Raw genomic sequence first — 13,442 nt, 5'->3', positions numbered from 1 at the left:
CGCTAGCCACCATCGCGGGGATAGAAAAAATGATGGAATACAGTAGTGCTCCACTCAATAATGAGTAGGGTGATTAAACAGAAGTCAGCAGGCGGCATAGTAGCCAAATGCTAGGATTAATACCTTGGACAGGGTGAAGGCCTGAACCTAAATCCACGAGTTGAAAGACAGGGCTAGCCTACTGATATGTTTCCAGTCGGTTAAAGTTGATGTAGCGCACTGCCATGACACTCAACTCAAATGAAGATCTGCTCGACACTATCGTTGGGTAGAGATTTATTACGGATAGGAACCGCCCATTGTGGACCCGCACGATGGGCGGTGTGGGGGCCGGTAGCTAGAAACTACCGGTTACCCGATTTACACATTTTCATTCCATCAATATTTTCATCATTTGCTCATGACGATTCAAAAAATCTTTCGTGATGGCATAATGCTCAGTATCTTCGTATTTTACTTCATATATACCTGATTCAGAAAATTGATATATTTTTGAGCGAGGGTAAGCAAGTAATATTGGAGAATGTGTAGCAATAATAAATTGGGAATTTTCTTCTACTAATTGATGAATTGCGGAAATCGCCGCCATTTGACGTGCTGGCGATAATGCAGCCTCAGGTTCATCCATGATATAAAGGCCATTACCTCGAAGTTTATTTACTAATGTGGCCATGAATGATTCCCCATGTGACTGTTTATGGAGAGACTTTCCTCCATAACCCCCTAGGTAACCTGTTTCATCCATTAGAGTTGCCAAATTATAGAAGCTTTCAGCTCTTAAAAAATATCCATCTTTAGGATGTTTGAAACTCTTAATTGACTTTAAATACTGGTGTAATTCAGAATGAGTTCTACTTGTAGAAAAAGTTGATTGTTTCGTACCACCTTCCGGATTGAAACCTTGTGATACAGCGATAGCTTCTATCAGGGTTGATTTACCCGTTCCATTCTCTCCAACGAAGAAAGTTACATCCGCATGAAAGTCGAGGAAATCAAGCTCTTTTACCGCAGGAATACAAAAAGGATATGAGTTAAAGTTTTCAATATCATTCCTTTTTAACTGTATTTCTCTTAAGTAAGGCCTATCTTGGAAGCTCATTCTTTTCCCTAGGTGTAACGCCCACAGCTGCGGCGGCAAAGCCGTAGCGACAAATGAGCGAAGGTTTTGCCGTCCGACAGCCTGTGTTTGTTAGGCGGATTTTGGCACATTGTTTCTTATTACCTCGTTTGGAATTACAAGACGTAAATCAATACGCACAAGTTCACTTGCAGATGTATTTTTTAGTACCGGAGATTCATCATGGGACTGACTTTGTGGAAACACTACCAGAGATAAATAGGGATTCTCTCTAATGGTGGAATACATAAGCATTTCACCTAAGTCGGTACTTTTCCATTGGTTCGGACCTTCTAGGATTTTACCTACAGCATGATAAACAACCCTTATGCTGGTCCCACCTTCATCACTTTCGTATTTATATAGATCGGTAGGATGATCTAGCTCCAACCCAACTCTTGTAAGGTGCCCCCGTAAGTCTTCGGGAAGAATTACCTTTAGACAATGCTTCCAGTTAAAACACCACTCGCAATCACAACCGTATGCTGGCACACCCTTTTGATTTTGAATCTCACGGGTGGCCTCTAGGTGAGTAGCCAATTTCCATCCAGCAATAGGGATTGTGGGACGTTGCTTTTTCATATTTGCCTAACGCCAAGCTAAACGGCACAAAAGGTTGTGGCAGAGTGAAACGAGCCACGGCCTTTTGTGTCCGGTGGAGGCCCAACGGGCCGGAACGTATTTGAGCGCCTTGGTACGCCCAGCATGGGCGTGAACTAATGGGGTGAAAGCCCCCTGTAGGGAGATCACCATTTAATGGGTTCCATTAAATGCTAACTACTAGCGAATGGCAACTGCAATACCGTGAGGTCTTGTGGGGAGGAAGCCGCTAGCAAAATTACGAGCTGACGGACAGAAACATCATATAAGGCTTAGCCTGGAGGCGAGGTGGCCAAGGACACCGAAGCCATGTGATCTAACGGGTAGAGTAAATGATGCAGTTGTGTAGTGAAAGTTCACGTTCTTATCTGGGGAGATCTGTTTAACTTGCCGCTGTGAAGCTGTCAGCGTGGCCGCTGACTTATAAATAGGCCCAGCCCGCTAGCCACCATCGCGGGGATAGAAAAAAATGGTGGAACACAGCAGCGCTCCGCTCAGTAATGAGTAGGGTGATTAAACAGAAGTCAGCAGGCGGCATAGTAGCCAAATGCCAAGATTAATACCTTGGATAGGGTGAAGGCCTGAACCTAAATCCACGAGTTGAAAGACAGGGCTAGCCTACTGATATGTTTCAAGTCGGTTAAAGTTGATGTAGCGCACTGCCATGACACTCAACTCAAATGAAGATCTGCTCGACACTATCGTTGGGTAGAGATTTATTACGGATAGGAACCGCCCATTGCGGACCCGCACGATGGGTGGTGTGGGGGCCGGTAGCTAGAAACTACTGGTTACCTGATTTATGAGCTACCACCGGTTTTGCCACTTACTTTCTACCAAATTGAATTGATGGTTACTGTCGTGCGGTGCAATATTAGCCTTCAAATTAAAGCCCTGACCGCCCACAGCTTGCCAACATTTTGAGAACCACTCAATTAGTTCATTTGTAGCGATATCCCATGGGGCAAGCGACTCATCTTTGCTTGTATACTCTTCTTCTAGCTCATACGGGTATACGTGTTCGATTTTCAAGAAACCTGGATCTACGGGTGAGGGGTATTCTGCTTTTCCATCTACGTAGATAAAGTGCTCTGAATTATCTTTATCCATAAAGAATGCCCGAACTGGGAATCCTGACGAGAACCCATCAACGAAAATCTCAAATACGAGCGTATCAACCTCTTTGGGATAATCGAACTCTATTAATTTTTTGAGAATAGTCCTCAAATCCTCACTCAGGTTTTCTAAGTGCTCTGCGACCTTACCTTTAAATGCTTGCTCGATGTTCATTTCTCTCACTGCTCATAATGCCGCCAACAGAGGCCCGCGCTTGCGCGGGTCCTGTTGCTTGGCCTGGTTAGACGGCTACTTACTCTGCTGGAGTACAATTTTTTGTTCCTTGTCTTGTGCTTTTACCAGATAAGTATTTGTACCCCATCCTCCGGCCTGTAAATAGTCTTGTACTTTAAGATCGAAAGAAACTCTTTCCCCCGTATACGCTTGATCTTCCTTCACGCCTACAACAGGAGTCAAAATAACTTCCCCAGCATTTCCTTTGAAGTTTTCAGGATTACCATGCCAGCGCTCACTAAGGAATACTGATTTTATATAAGGTTTCCACATTGGTTTGTTTTTGATAGTTCCTCTCAATCTGTACTCGATAACAGCCTTGGAATTAAATAAGTACAAGTTGGAGTATATTTCTTTGGTTTCTAATACGTCGATTACTAGGTCGTCTTGGTAGTCCCACCACCCAATTTTATACGTTATGGGTACATCAGATTTTGGTTCAGGTATTTTAGGCTCTAGCGTTTTAATCAGGAACCAGTATGTGGCAGCAAGTAGTGCTGCCACTACGCACGCTATAACGATCGTGATTTTGAGTTTTCTCGACATTCTCAAAGCCTTTTAACGCCGCAAGCAACGGCCGTAATATAGCAGTGAAGCTGCGAAATGGAGGTCCAGCCCACGCAGTGGGCGATGTTGCCTTGCATTGTTAAGCATTTTCCTTGTGCCTAACTTTAGTGAAACCCGCAGCATTTAGAATGCTGAATAACTGAGACAAAATAACCTCATCACGTGAAAGCCTATTTTTGCTAAAGATAACCTCAACAAATGATCTCTTCTTGGTGATCATGACCCTCCACTCACCCAGATTGGATGAGTCGTTTTCGGGAAGCCCGCCAACTCCCAGATAGTAACCACTGCAATCTATTTCCCAACCCCAGTCTTCCTGGTAGATATCAGACACTTCAATACCACTATTTTCGAGGTGAGGTTTTAACCAATTGGCAAAATCTTCACCAAAGCAACCTGGATTAATAAACTGGTCATGCTCTTTTGTGAGATTAAACTGGTCAGTTTCGAAAAATATAGTGCGCATGATCTAGTGCTTAACGCCGCTATCAAGGGCAGCCGAAGCAACGTGTATGCTGTCCAGTCCAGCCCCGAAGGGGTTGGGCGAGCTTGACTAGCCTGGTTATGGCTGGCGCGCTCAGAACTGACTACTAGCACTTTGCCAGCCACAGTTTGGCTGGCCGCTGCCCAATATTTACGAGGAAAGAATACCGCACTTTCCCCAACCAATTCCTATCTTACTGGCACTCCGTGAAATTGCACCGGACGGCCTCTTTTTACAACACTCGAGCGAATACTCTAGGAACGAAACTGCTTGAATAGCAATCAGTAAAATTGCTCAACACCGGATGCTATTTAGTGGCACTAAACCTTCAGTTACCACGAAAAATCAATAAAACCGACCGCCACAATAATGCTTCAAGCTGGGGCGGCCGTTAGGCTGCCCTGGCGCGAAGCGCCCTTGCAGCCTTGACTCGTTATGTGCCCGCACTAGCTTTGGCCTCCTCGAGCTCAAGCAATTTTTCTTGGCGCTCTAAGATCTTTTCCCAGCGGTCCATCAGTCGGGTATTGCGCTCTAGTTGGGCCTTTTGCTGTTTCAGAAGTCCATCGGTAGCTTCAGCTTGCTTTCTCGTAATTTCAAGCTGGCGATCAGACTCCTGAGATTGTTCCCAGAATTTTTCGACTTGGCGATCATACTCTTGATACATATCATCGGCGAAAGAAGACATTGATACTACCGATAATATGAAGGCAAGAATCCATTTATTCATGCTGATGCTCCTGGGCACATTTATATAGTAATCATTCTGACCACTATTATCCTGATTGTTATCTCAGAATCAATTTCTACACCAAAGCCTAAATTTTTATTTAAAACCATAGACTTAAAGTATCCTGATACGCCCGTGCAAACTGGAAAAACGATCACTTTGACTACTATCCCGATTTTAACACTAGACCTTAACCCACTGATTTAACTATTATTTTTTGGTGTATCTCCTTGCTCTCCAATATCACGGTCAATGTGATCGTAAATCCCTGAGCTAGCACTCACCAACTTTTACGGATTGGCACTAGTTGGGGGGAAGGTATCTAGGGTGCCTCTGAATAACTTCGCAATATCTCTACGGATCTTGAAGACTACGGATGTTAGGCGCAGTTCGCCGCGAATGACCGTAGTCCTTTGCAAGCGTTGCGAGACAACAGCTATTGTCTTCAAGGCCCGGTCTGCAGGGCTTTCAGAGTGATTCATACACGCTGTAGCGCCTTCTTTTAAAGTCTAGATATTCCTGCAAAGCTGCGGTCTGACTGCGATTGTCCTGTAAGTAGAAGTATCAGTGGGTTGTTCAGATGCCCCTGAACCTCGCAGTAATATCCTAAAAGTCTGCAGGCTATTTTGGTATATCGAGAGATCTTTTCTGTAGATATGTGGGAGACATTTCAGCAGTATTGATGATCTATTGTTTTCTGAATTCAGGTATGGGAGTGGGTGGGGATATTAATTTTTTTCAGCCATTTTTATGCGCAACCAAAATTTTTAAAGTGTGAACAGCGAAAAATATAGGCACAAAAATAATCTTATTGGATTTTATTCAGTTTGTTTTAGTGTCAAAGCTGCGTAAAATCGGTAGATATTTATCGGTATTTGGGTCGCCATTAAACAGCCTTCTGAAGACCGATGATCAAAGATATTCGAGAGAATCAAGAATTTTCTAAAAACCATTCCCTCAAAGGAGAACGGTAGCGTGACGTAAAAGTAAGTAAAAGGCGCTGACCCAAGGTGCGCTAACACCTAGGGCCAGCTAACCAAGTTGATACTCTAACTATCAAAAGTCGAGTAGACCAAAGGAACTTCCCCTTCGACCTCTCACAGAACCGTACGTGAACCTCTCAATTCATACGGCTCTTCGTATTCAGCACATTTTCAATCTTCCCATTCTCCAGTGTGCAAACAAGCCGCGCATTTGTTGACGAACTTTTCCAATAAAGGCCCAACTTTTGAAACAGCTTCGCTTCAGATGCTTAAACTTCTTCCTGGCCCAACGCATCAGCGTTTGGTCAAGATACTTCTGAAGTCGATAAACACCATATCTCCGCCCAAAGTGACCATAGTAGTTCAGCCAACCCTGTATTGCGGGATTAAGTACTTTTGCCATTTCAGATAGTGATCGATCCACCCAGTTTATTACTCGCCATTGCCTGACCTTATCCTTAATCCTCTTGAAGGCCTTAGGGCTCATTGAAGGACTAAATGCGGTGAAGATCTGTCCTTGGCGATTCCTTGCTTTTCTGGGACCAAATCGAAAGCCCAGAAAGTCAAAGTGGATCACTGGGTGGGAGTCTTTACGATTACTGTTCTTGCAATAGACCTTGCGCGTTTTCTCTGGATGAGCCTCAAGCCCGCAGGTAGTCAAGCGTGCTTTTAGAGCCGCCAGTAAGCGATCCGCCTCTCGAGGATTACGACAATGGTAAACAGCATCATCCGCGTAACGCTCAAAAGGAATATCTCTGTGCGTTCTCACCATCCAGGCGTCCAGCGCGTAGTGCAAAAACAAGTTTGCCAGTAGAGGGCTGATTACACCCCCTTGTGGAGTACCTTGTGTTCGCTCTTCAAGCTGTCCGTCCCGATGTTGTACTGGAGCCGTTAACCAGCGCTGTACATAGAGTCTGACCCACTGATGATTATTATGTTTATCTAATGCCTTCAGCAGGAGTTCGTGATTAATATTGTCAAAGAAACCCTTGATATCTAAATCAACTACCCAGATTCTATCCCAGCATCGTTGTCGAGCTCGGCGCACTGCGTCTATAGCAGATTTGCCTGGCCGATAGCCGTAGGAGTCAGGGTGAAATACCTTCTCCAATTCTGGCTCCAGCAGTTGCTTAGCCACCATTTGCGCAATGCGATCTTCGATTGTGGGGATACCCAGTGGTCGCAGGCTGCCATCGAGTTTCGGAATATCCACTCGTTTGACGGCTGATGGAAAATAGCTGCCAGATGACATCCGATTCCATAGCTTGTACAGGTTTTTGGCGAGATTCGATTCATATTGCTCTATCGTTATCTCATCAATCCCCGCTCCGCCGCCATTGGCCTTGATCTGCTTCCACGCTTCCCAAACCGCTCGCTTGGGAATATTGAATGGCTTTGCGCTAATCGTTAATTCCTCCCCATCTGGGTTGATTACACGGTTAGTCGCCGAATACGACAACCCCTTCGCTCCACGTCCATTACAGCCGCTTCTCCACTACTACGGGTTGTTCCGCCCCTGTGACCAGTCTTGGTACTCAACGTCTTGCAGGGCCTCTACTTGACGCTCTTCCTTAACACCTGGACGACAGGTTCTCCTGTTCCACCCAAAAGCCTGTTGTGTGTTCACGCCACCTCTATGCCGGATGCCACTCGGTCGGTAAACAGGTAACCTCCAAGCTTATCCCCGCACTTAGCCAGTGCACGGGTTTTGACATCATCTTGGTAATACGCTTTCGACACCTCATCAGTGGTTCATTTGCATTCGTCTCTACACAACATACCTGACGTATCTCGTACGCCTTTTCCTCAAGCGCTTCTAACCAAAGCTCTTTACTCCGATCACCTTGAGGGGGTTTGTTATCACTTCCTGCAAAGCGATAACGGAGGGCCGACCTCCATCTCCTGGATAGCACGTATTTTTTTTTTTATTTATTTATAAAAAAAAAATACTCAGGACGCACTGGCTATATGGATCATACGCTAGAAACCCGCTCGTCTTCAATAAAGTGGAGTCCATTCAGCAGCTTGGAGTGTGTCCCCAGGCTCTGGAAGCGTTGTGCCTGCCTTTTCTACTTCTATGCCTACCGTTCTCGCGCCCCACCTCGCTTTCCTTAAAAGTTACTTTCAAATCCTTCCATTAAGGGGGGGCTACGCATGGTTTGAGTATTCATAGGAAGCAATTATGTTGATCTTAAAGCGCCGGACGGGTGAAAACTTACGGATTGGAGCGAACGTTTCAATTACAGTACTGGAAGTTAAGGGTAATCAGGTAAAGATAGGAATACGTGCTCCCAAATCTATACCCGTTCACCGTGAGGAAATCTATAGACGCGTCCAAAAGGAGAGGGTGGCGGGGGATGGAGTTGGTTGAGATTATAGAGCGCCGCTAAGAAGCAGCGTGAGTCCGCCGGGCTATAGGGTTAATGCTCACATAAACGGTGCGCAGCTTTTTTGCGCGCCCAGCGACCAATAAGGAGCGTATTTAGTGTTATTGTTAGGGTTTTGTTTGTAATGTATTTAAATGAGCCCAATAGGTTTTACCATTTAACTCTACGGATGGCTCGTACTCCCAAACTCTATAGCTGATTTGTTTAATCTCGATATTACTTTGATCAATCCATTGGATACTCGGAGGTTGATTAACTTGGCTATTCCAGATCATCCAGTGATTTTGCCACTCACTAGAGTTTTCTAATGTTTGTAACTTTATGTGATAGAAAGGTGCCGTATTGACCCTAGTGTTTGATACGCCACGCTCAAGAACTGCAATCACTGTATTGTCAGAATTCGGATACTCACCAACAACACTCCAATCAAATAAATCTGGTCGAGGCTCAGGCTTACTTGGAAATAAAAAGTTGTAGGCATCAAAGCTCAATACGATTAGCGTTATGCCGCCAACTAGCACTAAGAAATCTCTGAAGTAAACGATCGCTCTCATAAAAACCTAATGCTCATCATAAAGGCGAGGAAGTTGTTGCGAGTTAAGTACCTATTTTCCTCGTATGTTTTGCTGGTGCTTGTATGGTTGTTCTTGTCCAATTCTGATGTTAAAAATTCCTTTCGCTAACGGGTAAATTTAGACCCACCTTCGACAGCTACCGAAGGCCATGTTTTCACAGTTCGTTGCTGCATCGGTTTATAAAGGCTGTTAACAAGCAGGAACGTGACAGACACTCACTAGGCATAACTCGAATAGTCATGTGGGTCTCGAGCCCGAATAGCAAGGCGGAGATAGCTTATCTTAGGAAACTTCAAGAGATCAAGGTCGGTATCGATACCAGTAGTAAACAACTCGATATTTATGTGAGACCTACTGGCCAATTCTTTAGTGTTGCTAATGATAAAAATTACATAAGGGATACTATTAAACAACTACAACCTCTTAAACCTCAAAGAGTATTAATAGAGTCTACAGGAAGACTCGAATTAGAGTTTGTTTGCGCCGCTGACAAAGCAGGATTACCTGTTGTTGTTTGCAACCCGTCTCAAATAAGAAGCTTCGCCAAATCCGCAGGACGTCTCCCCAAGAATATCCGCGCTTAAGCTAGAAAAACTCAGAGGGATTAGTGACCTACTGACTATAAGAAGTCAGTATTTAGAGATGAGCACAATGCAAAAAATCGGCTTCAGAGGATGCCTAAATCAGTGCACAAACCTATACAGATCGTTCTAAACACCATTAAAAAGAGATACAAAGAATCGACAAACAACTGGATAAACTGGTTAACAGTGTGTCTGAGTGGCGGCAAAGGCGCGATCTATTGTTGAGCGCTAAAAGGGTCGGAAATGTATTGGCTTATACGTTGATGAGTGAACTTTCCGAGCTAGGAAAATTGAACCGTAAAGAAATTGCTGCACTTGTCGGTATCGCCCCGATGAACCATGATAGCGGTAGCTTCCAGGGCAATCGATGTATCAGCGGTTAGTCGATGCTGGCAAACCTAAAAAGGTCGCTCTGATTGCCTGTATGAGAAAGCAGATTATGATCCTGAAAAACAATACCTACTGGGATGAAAGTATGGCTTCATAACTTGACGAGTAATTAAAGTCACTTGTTAGGAGTTGCCTGTTTAAAGGCCTGGCCCAGCTTGCTGGGCTGTACTTGTTACAGTTTTTTACAAAGCGTAGATTTGGCACTCAACTATATAAATGGTATTGGTATAAGTAAGTTTGAATGTGGCCACCATAACTATATTTTTATTTATTTCAACACCAACATACTCTTGCAGATTAATTCCAAAGCTGTGCAGTGGAAGCCTGACAATATTGTTTGCGCCATTTGAAAGAACGACCTCACTAAATTCTAGTTCATCATCTGTCAGCTTAGGTAGTTTCAGTTTTAGCACCGAGAAGTCCTTGCCATCTTTTAAGATGGGAATAAAACCTTTGGTGTTTTCTTGCCGGAGATGAATTTCTTGTCGTTTTTGTTCTGTTTCTAGCTGCATTACTGTGCTCGCAAGACATAAATTTGAAAAACAAAGAAGAATTATTAACGTAATTTTTGCAATCATGCTAATGCCTTGTAATGCCGACAAAAAACGCGAGCGTAGCCAGCCGCCATGATTTGTGGCAATCGTTCTGCTGTTTATTATGCATTAGCTTCTCCGCCAGTCTTTAATAGTTGCAATAAGTAGGGCTATGAAAATTACTAGAAGGAAAAAGGCAATACCATAGCCCACAGCACCATCTACTTTTGCTCCTTTGGCCTCGCAATGCCCATAGGTTATAAGCTGGTATAGCTTTACAAAAGATACGAAGCCACCAGTAAATACAGCGAGCAACATATGCCGCAAATTGAAAAGCTTTTTCCCAAAAGCAAGCTCCCCTCATGATGGAGTCTCGATTTTCTATCGATGCCTTTTCGACGTCATCAGCGAACTTTGAGATTAGACCTATGCATAATGTAGTGGTCTAATCCTTCCGGACACTTCGTTAAGATGGTAAAACTACCTAGCGAGGTGAAGTATGACAACAAAAGGTACACGCCGGAAATTCAAGCCGGAGTTCAAGAAAGACGCCGTAGCTCTTGTCTCAGAACAAGGGTATTCGATTTCCAAGGCCGCAGAGGCTGTAGGAACCACTGCTAACAATCTGCGACGCTGGATAAAGGAGCTGGAGCAGGAAGAGAGCGGAGTAAGGTTGGATTCGGGCGAACGAGCTGAACTGGATCAACTGCGACGTGAAGTAAAGCAATTGCGGAGGGAGAAGGAAATCCTAAAAAAGGCCAGCGCCTTCTTTGCGAAAGAAATGAAATAAAGTACGAATTTATTAAAAAGCAGCAAGGTAGCTTTCCAGTTAGAGTGCTCTGCCAAGTAATGCAAGTAAATAAGAGCAGCTATTACGAATGGTGTCGTCGTAGTGATAGCCCAATAGATGGCCAGATTTGGCAACTATGCCATCGATTGAAGGCCTTATTTGCAGAATCTCGTGAGAGTCTCGGAAGCCGTCGGTTAATGAAGCTGTTGCGCAAAGAAGGCTTTGAAATTGGGCGTTATCGAGTCCGCAAACTCATGAAAAAGCTCGGCTTGGTAGTAAAACAGAAGAAGCGATTTACACTAACCACAAATAGCAAGCACCAACTGCCAGTTGCTGAGAATCTTCTAAATAGGGATTTCTCACCGAGTGCTAAAAATCAAGTTTGGACTACGGATATTACCTATATCTGGACTTTGCAGGGTTGGTTATACCTAGCAGTGGTAATTGATCTTTATTCACGCCGGATTGTTGGCTGGCACTTAGACCGCCAGATGGAGACGGCCCTGGCAAGTCGTGCACTGGTTATGGCTATCAATTTGCGCACCCCAACAAAAGGTCTGCTGCATCACTCTGATCGAGGTAGCCAGTATGCCAGCCATAGCTACCAAGCGCTACTAAAGCAGCATGGAATGGTGTGCTCAATGAGCCGCAAGGGAAATTGTTGGGACAATGCACCTACTGAGCGTTTTTTTAGTAGCCTGAAGCGGGAATGGTTAACAGGAAACCTCTATCCGACAAGGGAGGGTGCGATAACAGACGTGAGGGCCTATATTGCGTATTACAATTCACGCAGGATACATACAACACTGGGGGACGTAACCCCTATCGAATTTGAAAAATGTGCTTAGGAAAGTGTCCGGTTGGAGTTGACCACAACAAGTGGCAACATTACGACCATTTACTGATGGCTCATAAATTTCACAATACTCTTTGCTGTAGCCTATGTCAGATATTGTGTAGGAGATTAAGTCTAGTGTTTGCTCGGTTATATTTTGATGGTTCATTATTGAAATGAACTCTTCTGGGTGTTCTACACCCCACGCCACAAATACTGCAAACTTTTCAGAACCAGGCCCTTCGCCATTGTAGGTTTGTAGATAACTAACCACCTCGGTTTGATTTGAATAGTTTTTAAGTAAACTTTTGGTTTCTTTACTAGCTACGCAAATTGAGTCGCATTCACAACCCATGAGTAATAGAAGAATTATGAAAGTTAGAGTTCTCACCGTTACTCCTTTATGCCTTATAACGCCGCCAGAAACTGCCGGAGCAAGATGGCTACTTTTTTGTTTTTTTTGCAAAAAAGAAGACAGCTTGTGGAGGTCAGATTTGCTGGCCTTGTTAGCACTTTGCACTAGAACTCCTTGCTAAATTCAGGGAGGCCCAGTTCTGTTTTTAATAAAAGAAATCTGGCCTCAGAAAATGGGCCTTGAGTGATTTCATCCCAGTTTAAATACTTATCATCTTTGGCTCGGTCTATGTAGAAGTATGAGATAGGACCACCATCTAGCGGCTTTTGTTTTGCCACCACGTATCTATCATTACTTCCGACAGCTATAACTTCTGCTTCTACTCGGCCAATTGATGCATTTTCACTTATCTCGTGATTAAGCGTGCGATTATCACCCGTATCAATCCATATTACCTCATACGGGCTATCACGCCATTCAACGCCAGAGTCACAGGAGCAAAGAATGATGGCGAATAGTAAAAATAATGCTCGATTCATATTGAGTGCTAACGCTTTTATAAACGGCGCGCGTTTTTCAGCGCGTCCAGTGAAGGCCGTTTTTTGGCCGCAACGGTGTTTCATAAACTTGGTACGCCCAGCATGGGCGTGAACTAATGGGGTGAAAGTCCCCTGTAGGAAGATCACCGTTTAATGGGTTCCATTAAATGCTAACTACTAGCGAATGGCAACTGCAATACCGTGAGGTCTGGTGGGGAGGAAGCCGTGAGCAAGACTACGATCTGACGGACAGAAACATCATATAAGGCTTAGCCTGGAGGCGAGGTGGCCAAGAACACCGAAGCCATGTGATCTAACGGGTAGAGTAAATGATGCAGTTGTGTAGTGAAAGTTCACGTTCTTATCTGGGGAGATCTGTTCAACCTGCTGCTGTAAAGCTGTCAGCGTGGCCGCTGACTCATAAATAGGCCCAACTCGCTAGCCACCATCGCGGAGATAGAAAAAAATGGTGGAACACAGCAGCGCTCCGCTCAGTAATGAGTAGGGTGATTAAACAGAAGTCAGCAGACGGCATAGTAGCCAAATGCCAAGATTAATACCTTGGACAGGGTGAAGGCCTGAACCTAAATCCACGAGTTGAAAGACAGGGCTAGCCTACTGATATG

At 44.4% G+C, this 13,442-nt stretch carries 13 protein-coding genes and 1 pseudogene; 3 read left to right on the top strand and 11 right to left on the bottom strand.

All coding sequences use genetic code 11. From position 1 onward, the window contains the following. Positions 1-370: 370 nt before the first annotated feature. From ACJJIE_RS14430 to ltrA, 7 genes are all read right to left on the bottom strand, one after another. Positions 371-1,099: an AAA family ATPase gene (locus tag ACJJIE_RS14430; RefSeq protein WP_282931103.1), complete on the bottom strand. Its 729-nt coding sequence runs from the start codon at positions 1,097-1,099 to the stop codon at positions 371-373. 90 nt (positions 1,100-1,189) lie between these two features. After that, positions 1,190-1,699 (bottom strand): hypothetical protein, encoded by a 510-nt coding sequence (locus tag ACJJIE_RS14425; RefSeq protein ID WP_444892137.1) that lies wholly within the window; start codon positions 1,697-1,699, stop codon positions 1,190-1,192. A gap of 825 nt (positions 1,700-2,524) precedes the next feature. Continuing rightward, the gene (locus tag ACJJIE_RS14420) at positions 2,525-3,007 is read right to left on the bottom strand and encodes a hypothetical protein (protein WP_444892136.1); all 483 of its coding nucleotides are present in this window, start codon (positions 3,005-3,007) and stop codon (positions 2,525-2,527) included. 75 nt (positions 3,008-3,082) lie between these two features. Further along, on the bottom strand, positions 3,083-3,613 hold the full coding sequence (locus ACJJIE_RS14415; protein ID WP_444892135.1) for a hypothetical protein: 531 nt from the start codon (positions 3,611-3,613) through the stop codon (positions 3,083-3,085). 100 nt (positions 3,614-3,713) lie between these two features. Continuing rightward, the gene (locus ACJJIE_RS14410; protein ID WP_282931086.1) at positions 3,714-4,100 is read right to left on the bottom strand and encodes a recombinase family protein; all 387 of its coding nucleotides are present in this window, start codon (positions 4,098-4,100) and stop codon (positions 3,714-3,716) included. Positions 4,101-4,551: 451 nt separating this feature from the next. After that, on the bottom strand, positions 4,552-4,845 hold the full coding sequence (locus ACJJIE_RS14405) for a hypothetical protein (RefSeq protein WP_282931087.1): 294 nt from the start codon (positions 4,843-4,845) through the stop codon (positions 4,552-4,554). Positions 4,846-5,988: 1,143 nt separating this feature from the next. Further along, entirely contained in the window at positions 5,989-7,287 is a 1,299-nt protein-coding gene (gene ltrA / locus ACJJIE_RS14400; RefSeq protein ID WP_282931929.1) for a group II intron reverse transcriptase/maturase, read from the bottom strand. Positions 7,288-8,010: 723 nt separating this feature from the next. Between ltrA and csrA the strand changes: the two genes are divergently transcribed. Next, on the top strand, positions 8,011-8,199 hold the full coding sequence (gene csrA, locus ACJJIE_RS14395) for a carbon storage regulator CsrA (RefSeq protein WP_444892134.1): 189 nt from the start codon (positions 8,011-8,013) through the stop codon (positions 8,197-8,199). A gap of 123 nt (positions 8,200-8,322) precedes the next feature. Here csrA and ACJJIE_RS14390 read toward each other — a convergent pair whose 3' ends face one another. Next, entirely contained in the window at positions 8,323-8,769 is a 447-nt protein-coding gene (locus ACJJIE_RS14390) for a hypothetical protein (RefSeq protein ID WP_444892133.1), read from the bottom strand. An 868-nt stretch (positions 8,770-9,637) separates the two neighbouring features. On the opposite strand from ACJJIE_RS14390, the gene ACJJIE_RS14385 reads away from it, so the two are divergent. Continuing rightward, a complete protein-coding gene (locus ACJJIE_RS14385; protein WP_444892132.1) occupies positions 9,638-9,757 on the top strand; it encodes a hypothetical protein in 120 nt (39 codons plus the stop codon). 189 nt (positions 9,758-9,946) lie between these two features. Here ACJJIE_RS14385 and ACJJIE_RS14380 read toward each other — a convergent pair whose 3' ends face one another. Beyond that, positions 9,947-10,342 (bottom strand): hypothetical protein, encoded by a 396-nt coding sequence (locus tag ACJJIE_RS14380; protein WP_444892131.1) that lies wholly within the window; start codon positions 10,340-10,342, stop codon positions 9,947-9,949. A 454-nt stretch (positions 10,343-10,796) separates the two neighbouring features. Here ACJJIE_RS14380 and ACJJIE_RS14375 point away from each other — a divergent pair. Then, positions 10,797-11,935 (top strand): annotated as a pseudogene (locus ACJJIE_RS14375) (IS3 family transposase). Here ACJJIE_RS14375 and ACJJIE_RS14370 read toward each other — a convergent pair. Both ACJJIE_RS14370 and ACJJIE_RS14365 read right to left on the bottom strand, forming a co-directional pair. After that, positions 11,873-12,442: a hypothetical protein gene (locus ACJJIE_RS14370; protein WP_444892130.1), complete on the bottom strand. Its 570-nt coding sequence runs from the start codon at positions 12,440-12,442 to the stop codon at positions 11,873-11,875. The pseudogene ACJJIE_RS14375 and the gene ACJJIE_RS14370 overlap by 63 nt on opposite strands. Continuing rightward, a complete protein-coding gene (locus ACJJIE_RS14365; protein ID WP_444892129.1) occupies positions 12,442-12,900 on the bottom strand; it encodes a hypothetical protein in 459 nt (152 codons plus the stop codon). The genes ACJJIE_RS14370 and ACJJIE_RS14365 overlap by 1 nt, the downstream gene beginning before the upstream one ends. Between the last annotated feature and the right edge of the window lie 542 nt (positions 12,901-13,442).

It is taken from the genome of Microbulbifer maximicatervae (SeqCode) (assembly GCF_052467325.1).
Note: the sequence above shows the minus strand (reverse complement) of the source record. Positions and strands in the feature narration are given on the sequence as shown.

Excerpts from the sequence above, each read along its gene's own strand:
- ACJJIE_RS14385 (WP_444892132.1), top strand. The coding sequence starts at position 9,638 with ATGAGTGAACTTTCCGAGCTAGGAAAATTGAACCGTAAAGAAATTGCT.
- ACJJIE_RS14405 (WP_282931087.1), bottom strand. The coding sequence starts at position 4,845 with ATGAATAAATGGATTCTTGCCTTCATATTATCGGTAGTATCAATGTCT.
- ACJJIE_RS14420 (WP_444892136.1), bottom strand. The coding sequence starts at position 3,007 with ATGAACATCGAGCAAGCATTTAAAGGTAAGGTCGCAGAGCACTTAGAA.
- ACJJIE_RS14390 (WP_444892133.1), bottom strand. The coding sequence starts at position 8,769 with ATGAGAGCGATCGTTTACTTCAGAGATTTCTTAGTGCTAGTTGGCGGC.
- ACJJIE_RS14430 (WP_282931103.1), bottom strand. The coding sequence starts at position 1,099 with ATGAGCTTCCAAGATAGGCCTTACTTAAGAGAAATACAGTTAAAAAGG.
- ACJJIE_RS14380 (WP_444892131.1), bottom strand. The coding sequence starts at position 10,342 with ATGATTGCAAAAATTACGTTAATAATTCTTCTTTGTTTTTCAAATTTA.
- ACJJIE_RS14410 (WP_282931086.1), bottom strand. The coding sequence starts at position 4,100 with ATGCGCACTATATTTTTCGAAACTGACCAGTTTAATCTCACAAAAGAG.
- csrA (WP_444892134.1), top strand. The coding sequence starts at position 8,011 with ATGTTGATCTTAAAGCGCCGGACGGGTGAAAACTTACGGATTGGAGCG.
- ACJJIE_RS14365 (WP_444892129.1), bottom strand. The coding sequence starts at position 12,900 with ATGAAACACCGTTGCGGCCAAAAAACGGCCTTCACTGGACGCGCTGAA.
- ACJJIE_RS14415 (WP_444892135.1), bottom strand. The coding sequence starts at position 3,613 with ATGTCGAGAAAACTCAAAATCACGATCGTTATAGCGTGCGTAGTGGCA.
- ACJJIE_RS14425 (WP_444892137.1), bottom strand. The coding sequence starts at position 1,699 with ATGAAAAAGCAACGTCCCACAATCCCTATTGCTGGATGGAAATTGGCT.